Below are 13602 nucleotides of genomic sequence, written 5' to 3'. Positions count from 1 at the left end.
GCTAAGTTTTCTTGCGGAAAAACAAGGTGACCTGCCCCACTTCAATTCCGAACTTGCTCATAAAGGATCGGTTGACCATGGTCTTCTCATCCAGCAGGTACATCCAATCATCCAGGTGAACCTCATACACCTGATCGTCTACCGGCAAGCTCAACACGTAGCGCCAGCGCAGGGCATTGCCAGCAACCTCTCCCTCAGCCTCACCGACCACATCCGCAGCTGTGCCGCGCCACTGTCCGGAAGCCTTTGGCGACAAAGTCCACACACGCTTCTGCTGGGTGCCATCACTGTAAGAGAAGGACTCGTCGAGAATCAGATCGTCACCTTGCTGATAACCCTTGATATCGACATGAAAGCGTTTGACCACTTCGCCGGAGCGTTTCTGGAACATGCCCCATGCTTCGACTTCACCGGTGAAAAATGCGCGCAGATCCAGTTTCGGCTCCTCGTCCTTGTAGGTGTTCACATCCACCTGCGTACAACTGCTTAACAGCACACATAACGACAACATCAGGACTCTGAACATGCTTACTCCTCGCTATCAGGGTTCTACAGCACCAATAAGCCGGTCCCGCAACTCTGGGTTGCGGGTTTGTGGATCCAGCCAGATTGAGAAAAAGGCACGGGCGAACGCTTCATCCTTCACTTCGTGCCTTAAAGAATCACCTGCATAGAAACGCACCCCTAGTCCGGGCAGGTAAACACCGGTAATGCGATCGCCCTCGGCTACATCGACAAAAGCCTGATGCATCTCACGGGCCCAGTCGTCTAACCGCATAGGTTCGACTACAGCACCACGCAGACGGCGAATTTCCTTAACACTGGTTGCGACCAAATCATCTGCGCTGATTGATCGGCTATAGGTGAGTTGCAGGGCAAAAGGCTGCTGAAAGGACAGCAGCGAATCAGCGCTGCGTGCCTCGCTCCACAACTCAGCCTTATAGATGGAGAAACCAAACACGCGCAGCTCACCACCACCAAGCTGACGCGACTCAGGCACATCCTGGCGCCAATCCGCATGACTCTGTGTGCAGATCAACAGCAACCAAACCAGCAGCATGAAGGGCGAGCGATAATGACGAGGCATAAGACTGTCCGCTTCGACTGAAAACAAGATAAATCTATACATAAAATATAAATTGTACAGGTTTATCTGTTTCTATAGTTATCGGCTCGCAGAACTGCGATGGGGCAATCTGCCAGATAGCAAAAAGCCCCGCATATACAGGGCCTTTTCTTTGCCTAATCAGGACAAGTCAGCGAATTAACCTTGCTGCTCTCCGTTACCAAAGGGCGGACTATTTTTGAACGTCAGGCCTGATCCGGCCCATATGGTGCACATCGACATAACGACCTTCGCGAAAGGCGAAATCGCGGCTGGTGCCTTCGATTTCAAAGCCGAACTTGCGATAAAGCGCAATTGCTGCGGCATTATCAACAAACACCGTAAGCTCAATGCGGTGCAGGTTCAGCCAGTTGTCGCAGACGTCGATCATGGCAGTCATCAGCGCACTGCCAACGCCTTGACCAAAGTGAGCCGGATCAACAGCTATAGCGAACTCTGCGGCATGATGACGTCGTGCGGCCTGCTTTACTTCAACATGCAGGAACCCCACCACTCCCTCATCAACGCAAGCCACCAGCCTGTGCATACCAACAGGCAATTCTTTAGTCTTTTTTGACCACAGATCCAGAGATGGGAAAGGGATCTGCAAGGTATCCCTGTATACAAGCGGATGGGCCAAGATCCTATGATAGGCGAGGTAATCCTCGGGCTCGCTGTGACGAATTTCCACTGTGCTCATGTCCATATCCTTATAGACAAACGACCACCCAGCTAACGCCAACTTAGCCGCTTTTAAAAAAGCGTTTTGCAGAGGCAAGTCACGAGCGGCCAGCCTCTGCACACTGCGCCTTAGTCTTTGCGCGAAGGCGACAGCAGCTCGATTTTGTAGCCATCCGGGTCTTCAACGAAGGCCAGAATGCTGGAGCCGTGCATCATCGGGCCGGCTTCGCGGGTGATCTTGCCGCCACGGGCGCGGATGTCTTCACAGGCTTTGTAGACGTCTTCAACTTCCAGCGCGATATGGCCGTAGCCAGTACCCAGCTCGTAGCTTTCTACGCCCCAGTTGTGGGTCAGTTCGATCACGCTGTTGTTGGCTTCGTCACCGTAACCGACAAACGCCAGGGTGAATTTGCCTTCCGGGTAGTCTTTGCGGCGCAACAGAGTCATGCCCAGCACTTCAGTGTAAAACTCGATGGAGCGATCCATATCGCCCACACGCAGCATGGTATGCAGCAGTCTCATCATTTGTCTCCTCAAGCGATGCATCGGTGCGCATCTTAAAGGCGCTTATGTTACCAGAGCACTTTTTCAGCGCTGATAAAAAACGGGCCCGAAGGCCCGTTCTTGACTGCAAAGGTCGCTTAGAAGGTGCATCTAAAAACGTAGCCGAGGAAGTCAGCGCAAGGCAAAACAGCCGAAAAAGCGCAGTTTACAAATGGTAAATGAGCATTTTGAGGCTGTTTTTAACGCGGCGATGACGACGCAGGTAGTTTTGAGTAGCACCTTACAGCGGCGAGCGGCCTTTGTTAGCAGCAATACGCAGACGCAGGGCGTTGAGCTTGATAAAGCCCGCTGCATCTTTCTGATCGTACGCACCGGCATCGTCTTCGAACGTCGAGATACGGGTGTCGAACAGGCTGTCGTCGGACTTACGACCAACAACGATCACGTTACCTTTGTACAGCTTCAGTCGAACAACGCCGTTCACTGTAGCTTGGGAAGCGTCGATCATCTGCTGCAGCATCTGACGCTCAGGGCTCCACCAGTAACCGTTGTAGATCAGGCTGGCGTATTTCGGCATCAGCTCGTCTTTCAGGTGAGCGACTTCGCGGTCCAGAGTGATGGACTCGATGGCGCGGTGAGCGCGCAGCATGATGGTGCCGCCAGGAGTTTCGTAGCAGCCACGGGACTTCATGCCCACGTAACGGTTTTCAACGATGTCCAGACGACCGATACCGTTCTCGCCGCCAATGCGGTTCAGTTCGGTCAGTACGGCTGCCGGAGTCATTTCTTTGCCGTCGATGGCAACGATGTCGCCTTTACGGTAGGTCAGCTCGATGTAGGTCGGGGTATCCGGAGCGTTTTCCGGAGACTTGGTCCAACGCCACATGTCTTCTTCGTGCTCGGTCCAAGTGTCTTCCAGCACGCCGCCTTCATAGGAGATGTGCAGCAGGTTGGCGTCCATAGAGTACGGGGACTTTTTGCCAGCCTTGTTGAAATCAACCGGGATATTGGCTTTTTCAGCGTAGGCCATCAGGGTTTCGCGGGAAGTCAGATCCCACTCACGCCACGGTGCGATTACTTGTACGCCCGGCTTCAGTGCATAGGCACCCAGCTCGAAGCGAACCTGGTCGTTACCTTTACCAGTTGCGCCGTGGGAAATGGCGTCAGCGCCAGTTTCGTTAGCAATTTCGATCAAACGTTTGGCGATCAGCGGGCGCGCGATAGAGGTGCCCAGCAGGTATTCGCCTTCATAAATAGTGTTGGCGCGGAACATCGGGAAGACGAAATCACGCACGAACTCTTCGCGCAGGTCATCGATGTAGATTTCCTTAACGCCCATTGCTTGGGCTTTGGCGCGCGCCGGCTCAACTTCTTCACCTTGGCCAAGGTCAGCAGTGAAGGTTACGACTTCACAGTTGTAGGTATCTTGCAGCCATTTGAGAATCACCGAAGTGTCCAGGCCACCGGAATATGCGAGGACTACCTTTTTAACGTCGGCCATGCCATCAACTCCACGGGGGGTGTGCGGGAAAACCAACGATTCTACTGCTGTAACCGTCTGATTTACAGTGGCGCGACAGCTTAAGACGGTCAGGCGACGGATATTCCGACCACTAAACCGGTTTTGCTTCCGAGGTTGAAGTAGGAGCTGCCTCTTCTGCTGCCGGGGCAGACTCAGGAGCTGCCTGTGGTTGCGGTGCCACCTCAGCCTCCGGCACGCGCTCCAGCAGCAGTGTCACCCGGCGGTTTTTCGCACGGTTAGCTGCGCTGTTATTGGGCACTACCGGGTAGCGCTCACCGTGAAAACGAACGGTAATCTGCTCCTCTGGGAAGCCCCGCGCTTTCAGGTACTCCATCACCGCCAGTGCTCGACGGCGCGACATGTCTCGATTGGTCAGGCGATTGCCGCTGTTGTCGGCGTGGCCATCCAGCTGGATGCGGTTAACAGTCGGGTCGGCTTTGATGAAGTCGAGGATGATATCCAGCTTGGCCATCGCCAGCGGCTCAAGGTCAATGCCCCCGCCGGGAAAGCCAACCTGGGTTTTTCGAATCTGATCAAAATTGACTGGCAGCAACTTGGCCGTGCACGCCAGATACTCCTGATAAGCATCGCCGAACTTTACTGGTAGCAGACGCACTTCGATCGGGTCGCGCCCCGCCGCCGTACGGTGACGTACCACTGGGCTGCGCCCCTCGAGCAGCCCCGTCAACAGCCTCGTGCCCTGCTCTTGAGAACTGTTAAAGACGCCCGGCACGCCATTAACGCTGACCGCCCCCAAGTTGATATCGCCTCTGCCCGGCTGCCACGGTGCGGCGGCTGCCAACAATGTAGCCTGGCCTGCGCCAAGCCAGCGCTCCTGAGTTTCCAGAGTAAAGGTGGCCTGCTCACCGGCGCGACGCACAAACACGCCGGAGCCAAAATTGGCGATAGGCTGAGACAATCGGCACTCAAACTTGTCACCTTCAACCTTCCACTCCACCTTCTCCAGACGCGTCTGGAAACTGATGGCATTGGCGGCCTGGCTGGCCAGCAGGCTAAGGATTACAAGAGGATAGAAGCGCACCACGAACTCCAGGGAAAACGGCTTACCTTCTGTCTATCGGTGTAATCAGGAAAAACTTGAGCGATTTCCGAACGACACCACCACGTCTTAGGCCAGAAGAAACAGACACATAACATCTGCAGAACAAGCTGCCGCAGGTGCCGTCGCGGCCCTTTTCCGGTAGCATTCCTGCCACGTTTTGCCCGCCTGGAAGCTCCCATGACTGACCGCCTTACCCTGCTGCGTCCCGATGACTGGCACATCCACCTCCGCGACGGCGCTGTGCTGCCACACACAGTGGCTGATGTAGCCCGCACATTTGGCCGCGCCATCATCATGCCCAACCTGGTGCCACCGGTACGCAACGCCAGCGAAGCTGATGCCTATCGTCAGCGCATTCTCAGTGTCCGTCCGCAGGGCAGCCGTTTCGAGCCACTGATGGTGCTGTACCTCACCGACAACACTCAGCCGGAAGACATCCGCACAGCCAAGGCCAGCGGTTTTGTTCACGCAGCCAAGTTGTATCCGGCAGGCGCCACCACCAACTCTGATTCCGGCGTCACCAGTATCGACAAGATCTTCCCGGTGCTTGAAGCCATGGCCGAAGTCGGCCTGCCGCTGTTGGTGCACGGTGAAGTCACACGCAACGAAATCGACGTGTTCGACCGTGAGAAAACCTTTATCGGCGAACACCTGACACGCGTGGTTGAGCGTTTCCCGACGTTAAAAGTGGTGTTCGAACACATCACCACCAGCGACGCCGTGCAGTTCGTACAGAGCGCGTCTGCTAACGTCGCGGCGACCATCACCGCCCATCACCTGCTGTACAACCGCAACCACATGCTGGTTGGCGGCATTCGTCCGCATTTCTACTGCCTGCCGATTCTCAAGCGCAACACCCACCAGGAAGCCCTGCTGGATGCCGCCACCAGCGGCAGCGCGAAGTTCTTCTTGGGCACCGATTCGGCTCCTCATGCCAAGCATGCCAAAGAAGCTGCCTGTGGTTGCGCGGGCTGCTACACCGCCTATGCTGCGATTGAGCTTTACGCTGAGGCCTTCGAACAGCGCAATGCGCTGGACAAACTGGAAGCCTTTGCCAGCAAAAATGGCCCAGACTTCTACGGTCTGCCACGCAACACCGACACCATCACCTTGGTGCGTGAAGAATGGACCGCACCGACCAGCTTGCCGCTGGGCGATCAAACTGTAATTCCGCTGCGTGCAGGTGAAGCCCTGCGCTGGCGTCTGCTGGAGAGCAACGCGTGAGCGAAGACCTTTACGAAGACGAGCTGGACACACCACCCTCCGGCCCACGTCACCCAATGGCAGCGCGCTTTCGCGGCTACCTGCCGGTTGTTGTCGACGTGGAGACCGGCGGTTTCAACGCCGCGACGGATGCTCTGCTGGAAATTGCTGCAACTACGATCGGCATGGATGAAGACGGTTTTCTGTTCCCTGAACACACCCACTTCTTCCGGGTTGAGCCGTTCGAAGGGGCCAACATTGAGCAGGCGGCGCTGGATTTCACCGGTATCAAGCTGGATCACCCGCTGCGTATGGCCGTAACCGAAGAGCATGCTCTGACTGAGATTTTCCGTGGCCTGCGCAAGTCATTGAAAGCCAATAGCTGTAAGCGGGCGATTCTGGTCGGTCATAACAGCAGCTTTGATCTGGGCTTCCTGAATGCAGCGGTTGCCCGTACCGGGATCAAGCGCAACCCGTTCCACCCGTTCTCCAGCTTCGACACCGCAACACTGGCTGGCCTAGCTTACGGCCAGACTGTGCTGGCCAAAGCCTGTCAGGCTGCCGGTATCGAGTTCGATGGCAAAGAAGCTCACTCGGCCCGCTACGACACCGAGAAGACCGCAGAGCTGTTCTGCGGCATCGTCAACCGCTGGAAGGAAATGGGCGGTTGGATGGAGTTTGACGACTAAGTCTGACAACACCACCGGAGGCCTCCAATTGCCCGCAAGGCAGTTGCCGGAGGCCCGAAATAAAAACGCCCGATCAATTGATCGGGCGTTTTTATTTTCTGTTTCGGATCGCGCTCAAAAAAGATAAACACACACAATTAAAACCTAAAACAAATCAGCGAATTATTAAATAATATTTAACAAGCCAACTACTTATTCGCACTCCACTTCATTGTTATCGCAGGCTGCCCCGTATACTCATCCACGCCTTCAGCAACATCGATAAAACCATGCCATCTATAAAAGGCAATGGCATTCGTATTCTGGCAATAGACATTAAGCTGTAACTCACTACGCTCATTACACGCACTTTGTAATAAGCGTTTGCCAATACCCATCCCTTGGTAATCCGGGTGGATGAATATGGACGCCAGGGTATTGCCGACCAAGCTGACAAACCCCACAGTCTGGCCACCGCACTTGGCCACTCGTGTGTGCGAGCCGGGAATATAGAGTTTGGCCATAACTTCGCGGTTGTCCCGCCAGTACTGTTCGCTGATAAAGTGATGACAGCGAATTGAAGCCTGATACCAGACTTCAACCACCTTATTTATTTCTTCGTCGTTTAATGTCAAATCTTCAACAACGACATTAGCAACAACTGGCAGAAACACAGCAGATCACCTAAAGCTATTTAAAATTATTATCTAGATTTTCTAAACAGTCTGCCAGCACATACAAATAAGCTGCTACAACGCCCATCCACTTATATAACAAAACAGCGCCATCACGACAAATATCCCACGTACTATTGAGGGATTGTCTGATGCGTTTTCATCCAGCCTTCCACCACGGAAGACTGGATGAACACTTTCGTCAGGCGCTCTGGGCCAAATCCATTAATTCACGGCTGGCCACTGCATACATTGCGTAATCAACAGTGGTAGCAGCGCGCAGCTCTCCAAGCATCACCCTCCAGCGATCCAGCAAGCCTTGATGCTGCTCCAGCCAGAGTTGCACCCTGGCTTCGATATCCTCCGGTGCATCAGGCATCTGCAGCACAGAGACCGTAATGGCGCGCTGCTGCCAGTCCAGATCGTCACGGAAAGATTCACGCGCCAGCGCTTGCCAGTTGTTTTCCACTGGCAAGCTGGTGACTTGCTGCAAATACCAGGACAGCTCCAGCGCCCCACCGATTGCAAAGTAGCCAGCGGCCACACGGGCCGGGTCTTGCCCGGTTAAATCAGCAGCTTCAATGATCGGCAACAAGGTGTAAAGGTGGCTTGTGCCTGCGACCACGCGGGCCAGCTCCTCTGGTACACCCGCTTGCACAAAGTTCTGAAAGCGCGATTGCCAGTGCTCGCGGGCGGGGCCTTCGAGCAGCTCATCCAGAACACCGAGCAAAGACTCAATACGCGGCGCAAAGTGCGCCACATCACGGGCTGCATCCAGTTCGTTGCGTCGGCTGCGCAGGAACCAGCGGGTAGCCCGGCGGCCCAGACGCTGCAGCTCATCCATCAGCTGCAGCTGCAAGTCTGCGGGTACCTTGTAGTCCAGCGCTTCAATCTGTTGCCACCAGTAAGGCAGACGGAACAGATCGCGCACGATCACGTAGGCCCCCGCCACATTGGCCGCGCTCATGCCGGTGGATTCTTTGAGCCGCTGCACGAAGGTGATACCCATGTGGTTGACCAGATCGTTGGCGATCTGGGTGCTGACGATCTCGCGTTTCAGGCGGTGACGGCCCATGGCTTCGGGATAACGCTCAGCCAACAACGGCGGAAACGCGGTGGTCATTTCCTGCGCCAGGTAGGCATCATCCGGTACCTGTGATTTGAGCAGCGCTTCCTTGAGGTCGATCTTGCTGTAAGAGATCAGCACCGACAGTTCCGGTCGAGTCAGCCCCAGCCCGTTGGTTGCACGTTCATTCAGCTCCTCGTCGGAAGGCAGAAACTCCAGGCTGCGATCCAGCTTGCCTGAGGCCTCCAGCGCGCTCATCAGCCGTTTGTACTCCGCTACTCGCTCGCGAGCGCGGCGCTCAGCCAGTGACAGCGCCTGCGTCTGTTTATAGTTGTTGCCCAGCACCAGATTTCCGACTGCTTCGGTCATCTCCACCAGCAGTTTGTTGCGCTGCTTGCCGGTCATATCGCCAGCGCCGACGATCTCGCCGAGGAGAATCTTGATATTCACCTCATGGTCGGAGCAGTCCACACCTCCGGCGTTGTCGATAAAGTCAGTATTGCTCTTGCCGCCGTTGAGTCCGTATTCGACCCGGCCAAGCTGGGTCATGCCGAGATTGCCGCCCTCGCCCACGACTTTGGCCCGCAACTCACTGCCATTAACCCGCAGTTGGTCGTTGGCCTTGTCGCCGACATCCGCATGGCTCTCTTTACTGGACTTCACGTAGGTACCAATACCGCCATTCCACAGCAGATCAACCGGCGCTTTGAGCAAAGCATTGAGCAGCTCAGTGGGCGGCAGGCGGTCTGCGCTGATGTCGAAACGCGCCTTCATCTGCGGGCTGATTTCGATGCTCTTAGCGCTGCGCAAGAACACCCCGCCGCCTTCGGAGATCAACGCGCTGTCGTAGTCAGCCCAACTTGAGCGTGGCAGCTCGAACAGACGCTTGCGCTCAACGAAGCTGCGGGCTGCATCCGGATTCGGATCGATAAAGATATGCAGGTGGTTAAAGGCCGCAACCAGCTGCAGCGATTCAGATTGCAGCAAGCCATTGCCGAACACATCACCGGCCATATCGCCGATACCGATGACCGTGACGTTGTCTTTCTGCACATCAATCCCACGTTCGCGGAAGTGCCGCTGCACAGAGACCCAGCCGCCTTTGGCAGTGATACCCATGCCTTTGTGGTCATAGCCAGCCGAGCCACCTGACGCGAACGCATCGTCCAGCCAGAAACCGTAATCCTGAGCAATGCCGTTGGCGATGTCTGAGAAGGTCGCCGTACCTTTGTCCGCGGCCACCACCAGATAAGGATCATCATCGTCGTAGCGCAGCACGTTCTGCGGCGGCACGACGGCGCCATCCTTCAGGTTGTCGGTAATGTCCAAAAGGCCGCTGATAAAAATGCGGTAACAAGCAATGCCTTCAGCCAGTACCTCATCCCGTGAGCCGCCTTGCGGCAAACGCCGGGGAACGAAACCGCCCTTGGCCCCCATAGGCACAATCACCGCGTTTTTCACCTGCTGGGCCTTAACCAGGCCGAGCACTTCGGTGCGGTAGTCTTCTTCCCGGTCCGACCAGCGCAAGCCGCCACGGGCCACATCACCAAAGCGCAGGTGCACGCCTTCAACCCGGGGCGAGTAAACGAAAATCTCGAACTTGGGAGTCGGCCGCGGTATGTCCGTAATGGCCCGTGGGTTGAGTTTGAAGCTGAAGTAGGACTTGGGCTGGCCGTCTGCACCGGTCTGATAGAAGTTGGTACGCAGCGTGGCTTTAATCAGGTCCAGATAACGCCGCAGGATGCGGTCTTCGTTGAGCACAGCGACGTTATCCAGTGCAGCCAGAATCGCCTGCTCCAGCTTCTGCTGTTTGTCTTCCAGATCATCGCCGGTGAGTTTGCGCGCCAGGTAGAAACGGATGCGGAACAGGCGCACCAGCTCTTTGGCAATCTCTGCATGATTAACCAGCGTGCTGGCGATATAGCTGAGATCGAAGCCCAGACGGATCTGTTTGAGATAGCGCGCGTAAGCCCGCAGCAACGCCACATCGCGCCACGGTATGCCGGCAGTCAGGACCAGCCGGTTGAAACCATCATTCTCTGCTGCACCGCCGACGATTTTGACGAAGGCTTCCTGCAGGGTTTCGTTGAGCTGCTGAATATCAATAGCCAGCCCTTCAGCGTAGGTGAAAGCGAAATCGTGAATCCAGAACTCGCGGCCATCGGTGCGCTGCAATTTAAACGGGTACTCGCCCAGCACGCGCAACCCCAGGTTCTCCAAAATCGGCAGAACGTCGGAGAGCGGCAATGGCGCATCCGCGTGATACAGCTTGCAGTGCAGCGTCTGCCCGCCCTGACTGAGCGGCTGGTAGAAGCTCATCACCAGCTGTCGCTCGCCGTTGAGAGTGAGCAGGTGTTGCATATCGACAACCGCCGAATGCGGGGCAAAGCGCTCACGGTAGCCCGCCGGAAAACCGCCTGGGTATTCGCTGAGCACTTCGGTGCCTGCGGCTTCGCCAAGGCTTTCTACAATCAGGCTGCGGTAATCATCCTGCCATGAGCGGCAAGCCTGAATGACCTCCCGTTCCAGACGCTGCGGATCAATCTGCACGCGGCTTTTCGGATCGACTTTGAGGATAAATTGCACCCGCGCCAATACGGATTCGGAGAAATAGGTCCAGAACTCGCAATCACTGGCCTGCAGGTGCTCCATCAACACCTGCTGGATGCGCAGGCGGCTTTCAGTGGAATACACATCCCGCGGGATGTAAGCCAGGCAATAGCAGAAACGTCCGTAAGGATCGCGGCGCAGGAACACCCGCACCTTGTTGCGCTCCTGAATCTGCACAATCGCCAGCACTGTATTGAACAACTCATCAACTGGCGTCTGGAACAGGTCATCGCGAGGGAGCACATCCAGCACCCGAGCCAGCTCCTTACCCAGATGAGCACTGCTGTCGAAGCCGGAGCGCTGCTTGATGGCCTCGGCCTTGCGCCGGATAAAGGGAATGTTCCACACGCTTTCCGAGTACACCGCCGAGGTGTACAGGCCCATAAAGCGAAACTCGCGGATCACCCGCCCCTTGCTGTCCAGCTCGCGGATGGAAACCAAATCGGGGTACGCCGGACGATGCACGCGGCTGGGCATGGCGGCCTTAGCAAAGGACAGCAGCTGCGGCTCGCGCAGGTAATCAAAAGCCTGCTGCTCTATCTGCAGCTCTTCGGGCTTCAAGCCGCTGCGCAGGGAGCGCGACAAGCCCAGCAGGGATTGCTCATCGTATTGCATACGCGCGCCACCGGGCGCTTCAACCGCAGTGAACTCTTCGTAGCCGAGGAAGGTGAAGTGATCATTGACCAGCCATTTGAGGAACAGCTGGGTTTCTTCCAACTCGGCGGCATCCACCTTGAACTTGCCTTTACCCAGCCAGCTCAGCAGCTCCTGCGCTTTGGCCTTCATCGCGGCAAAATCAGCCACACTCAGGCGCACTTCACCGAGCACTTCCAGCAGCGCCCGTTCCAGTTCCTTCATCTCAGCGGCGCTGGCGCAGCGGTCAATCTCCAAATACATCAAGGCTTCTTGAGCGACATCCTGGCCCTGGCTGCCTTTGGGCAAAATCTCCAGCAACTCCCCGGCGCTGTTACGGCGCACACTGAAAACATTGTTCTGCAAGGCATGGATGCTGTAACCGCGACGGTTCAGCTCCATGCGCACCGAGTCGACCAAAAACGGAATATCGCTGTGCAGCACTTCCACTGCGGTATGGGTAGACTGCCAGCCGTGCTTTTCATAGTCAGGGTTAAACACCTGAACTTGCGGCTTGCTGGCCTCAAAGCGCGCCAACAGACGCCAGGAAGACAAGGTACAGCCGAGCAGATCGGAAAGACGCCGCTGAGTGAGTTCCTCAAGCGCGACGATGCCAAAGAATTGCTCCGCAAACAGGCTGACTTGCGTCAGCTCTTGTGCACTGACGTGCTTGGCCAGCGCGGTGTGCAGATGATGCTGAAAATCTGCCTGTGTAGCTGCGGTAAAAAATGCCATGAGTTCACTCCCCTGGCTTGTACTTCAACGACTGGGACTGTCGTGACATACAACCTGTGCCACAACCTTGTGGTTCAGCATTAGTCTAGAGGGCTGCTCTTAAAGTAAAGTTGCATCCCCTAAACTCCGGTCAGATTAGACTAGCCGGTCACACTTGCTGGGTGAGCTTAACCATGGAACATCGGGAAGCGCTTATCGCGCTGCGACAATTTCTTTCAGCCCAGATCCTCGGGCAGGAAAAACTCATCGATCGTCTCCTGATCGCACTGCTGGCTGACGGTCATCTGCTGGTTGAAGGTGCACCGGGGCTGGCCAAGACCAAGGCCATCAAGGACCTTGCCGAAGGTATTGAAGCGGAGTTCCATCGCATTCAGTTCACCCCCGACCTGCTGCCTGCTGACATTACCGGCACCGAAATCTACCGCCCGGAAACCGGCAGCTTTGTCTTCCAGCAAGGGCCGATCTTCCACAACCTGGTGCTGGCTGACGAAATCAACCGTGCCCCGGCCAAAGTTCAATCGGCTTTGCTTGAAGCCATGGCTGAACGCCAGGTCAGTATCGGCCGTAGCACCTACAACCTGTCGCCTTTGTTTTTGGTCATGGCGACACAGAACCCGATTGAGCAGGAAGGCACCTACCCACTGCCGGAGGCTCAGCTCGACCGCTTCCTGATGCATGTGAAGATCGGTTTCCCGGACGCCAGTGTGGAACGCAAGATTCTCGCCCAGGCCCGAGGCGAAGCGCTCAACGGTGAAAGCAAGCCGGAGCAGCGCCTGAGCCAGCAAGCCATCTTTGCCGCGCGCCAGGAAATCCTCGGCCTTTATATGGCCGATGCGGTGGAGGAATACCTAGTGCAGCTGGTGATGGCCTCACGCACAGCGGCCAAATTTGACCCGGAACTGGCCGAATGGATCGCCTACGGCGCCAGTCCGCGCGGCACTATCGCGCTGGACCGCTGCGCACGTGCCCATGCCTGGCTCGCCGGACGCGACTTCGTCAGCCCGGAAGACATTCAGGCGGTGCTGTTTGATGTGCTGCGCCACCGCATCATTCTGTCGTTCGAGGCAGAAGCCGCCGGTATTGATCAGGATCGCGTGATTCAGCGCATCCTCGATGTTGTCGCGGTCGCCTGACAGCC

Annotated in this window: 11 protein-coding genes; 3 read left to right on the top strand and 8 right to left on the bottom strand. The window is 56.3% G+C overall.

Translation table 11 applies throughout. The features are described 5' to 3' along the window. Position 1 precedes the first annotated feature (1 nt). The 6 genes from AO726_RS12395 to AO726_RS12370 all read right to left on the bottom strand — a co-directional run bounded on the left by AO726_RS12395 (position 2) and on the right by AO726_RS12370 (position 4854). Complete coding sequence (locus tag AO726_RS12395; RefSeq protein WP_058068379.1) at positions 2-526, bottom strand: DUF3833 domain-containing protein; 525 nt, start codon at positions 524-526, stop codon at positions 2-4. Between the two features lie 15 nt (positions 527-541). After that, positions 542-1087, bottom strand: coding sequence for a chalcone isomerase family protein (locus tag AO726_RS12390; RefSeq protein ID WP_058068378.1), 546 nt, complete (start codon positions 1085-1087; stop codon positions 542-544). Positions 1088-1298: 211 nt separating this feature from the next. After that, positions 1299-1805, bottom strand: a complete 507-nt coding sequence (locus tag AO726_RS12385) for a GNAT family N-acetyltransferase (protein ID WP_058068377.1) — start codon at positions 1803-1805, stop codon at positions 1299-1301. Positions 1806-1915: 110 nt separating this feature from the next. Beyond that, the gene (gene gloA, locus AO726_RS12380) at positions 1916-2308 is read right to left on the bottom strand and encodes a lactoylglutathione lyase (RefSeq protein ID WP_058068376.1); all 393 of its coding nucleotides are present in this window, start codon (positions 2306-2308) and stop codon (positions 1916-1918) included. Positions 2309-2570: 262 nt separating this feature from the next. Next, positions 2571-3791: an argininosuccinate synthase gene (locus AO726_RS12375; RefSeq protein WP_058068375.1), complete on the bottom strand. Its 1221-nt coding sequence runs from the start codon at positions 3789-3791 to the stop codon at positions 2571-2573. Positions 3792-3903: 112 nt separating this feature from the next. Further along, positions 3904-4854, bottom strand: coding sequence for a flagellar protein MotY (locus AO726_RS12370; protein ID WP_058068374.1), 951 nt, complete (start codon positions 4852-4854; stop codon positions 3904-3906). A gap of 198 nt (positions 4855-5052) precedes the next feature. Between AO726_RS12370 and pyrC the strand changes: the two genes are divergently transcribed. After that, positions 5053-6099 carry a dihydroorotase gene (gene pyrC / locus AO726_RS12365; protein WP_058068373.1) on the top strand — a complete coding sequence of 349 codons (1047 nt, stop codon included), beginning with the start codon at positions 5053-5055 and terminating at the stop codon, positions 6097-6099. After that, a complete protein-coding gene (gene rnt / locus AO726_RS12360) occupies positions 6096-6767 on the top strand; it encodes a ribonuclease T (RefSeq protein ID WP_058068372.1) in 672 nt (223 codons plus the stop codon). Before pyrC ends, rnt begins: the two co-directional genes overlap by 4 nt. Positions 6768-6955: 188 nt before the next feature. Here the strand turns inward: rnt and AO726_RS12355 are convergent, their stop codons facing one another. Together AO726_RS12355 and AO726_RS12350 are read right to left on the bottom strand one after the other, a co-directional pair. Continuing rightward, positions 6956-7420, bottom strand: coding sequence for a GNAT family N-acetyltransferase (locus AO726_RS12355; RefSeq protein ID WP_058068371.1), 465 nt, complete (start codon positions 7418-7420; stop codon positions 6956-6958). Between the two features lie 202 nt (positions 7421-7622). After that, positions 7623-12464, bottom strand: coding sequence for an NAD-glutamate dehydrogenase (locus AO726_RS12350; protein WP_058068370.1), 4842 nt, complete (start codon positions 12462-12464; stop codon positions 7623-7625). A gap of 173 nt (positions 12465-12637) precedes the next feature. Between AO726_RS12350 and AO726_RS12345 the strand changes: the two genes are divergently transcribed. Then, entirely contained in the window at positions 12638-13597 is a 960-nt protein-coding gene (locus AO726_RS12345; RefSeq protein WP_058068369.1) for an AAA family ATPase, read from the top strand. The last annotated feature ends 5 nt before the right edge of the window (positions 13598-13602 follow it).

The sequence above is a fragment of the Pseudomonas sp. TTU2014-080ASC genome (assembly GCF_001446935.1).
GTDB lineage: Bacteria > Pseudomonadota > Gammaproteobacteria > Pseudomonadales > Pseudomonadaceae > Aquipseudomonas.
The sequence above is the reverse complement of the archived record's forward strand: the minus strand, read 5'-3'. Positions and strand labels throughout refer to the sequence as shown.

Bases quoted from the DNA above. Each gene is read 5' to 3' on its own strand.
- AO726_RS12345 (WP_058068369.1), top strand. From the start codon at position 12,638: ATGGAACATCGGGAAGCGCTTATCGCGCTGCGACAATTTCTTTCAGCC.
- AO726_RS12395 (WP_058068379.1), bottom strand. From the start codon at position 526: ATGTTCAGAGTCCTGATGTTGTCGTTATGTGTGCTGTTAAGCAGTTGT.
- AO726_RS12375 (WP_058068375.1), bottom strand. From the start codon at position 3,791: ATGGCCGACGTTAAAAAGGTAGTCCTCGCATATTCCGGTGGCCTGGAC.
- pyrC (WP_058068373.1), top strand. From the start codon at position 5,053: ATGACTGACCGCCTTACCCTGCTGCGTCCCGATGACTGGCACATCCAC.
- AO726_RS12350 (WP_058068370.1), bottom strand. From the start codon at position 12,464: ATGGCATTTTTTACCGCAGCTACACAGGCAGATTTTCAGCATCATCTG.
- gloA (WP_058068376.1), bottom strand. From the start codon at position 2,308: ATGAGACTGCTGCATACCATGCTGCGTGTGGGCGATATGGATCGCTCC.
- AO726_RS12385 (WP_058068377.1), bottom strand. From the start codon at position 1,805: ATGAGCACAGTGGAAATTCGTCACAGCGAGCCCGAGGATTACCTCGCC.
- AO726_RS12390 (WP_058068378.1), bottom strand. From the start codon at position 1,087: ATGCCTCGTCATTATCGCTCGCCCTTCATGCTGCTGGTTTGGTTGCTG.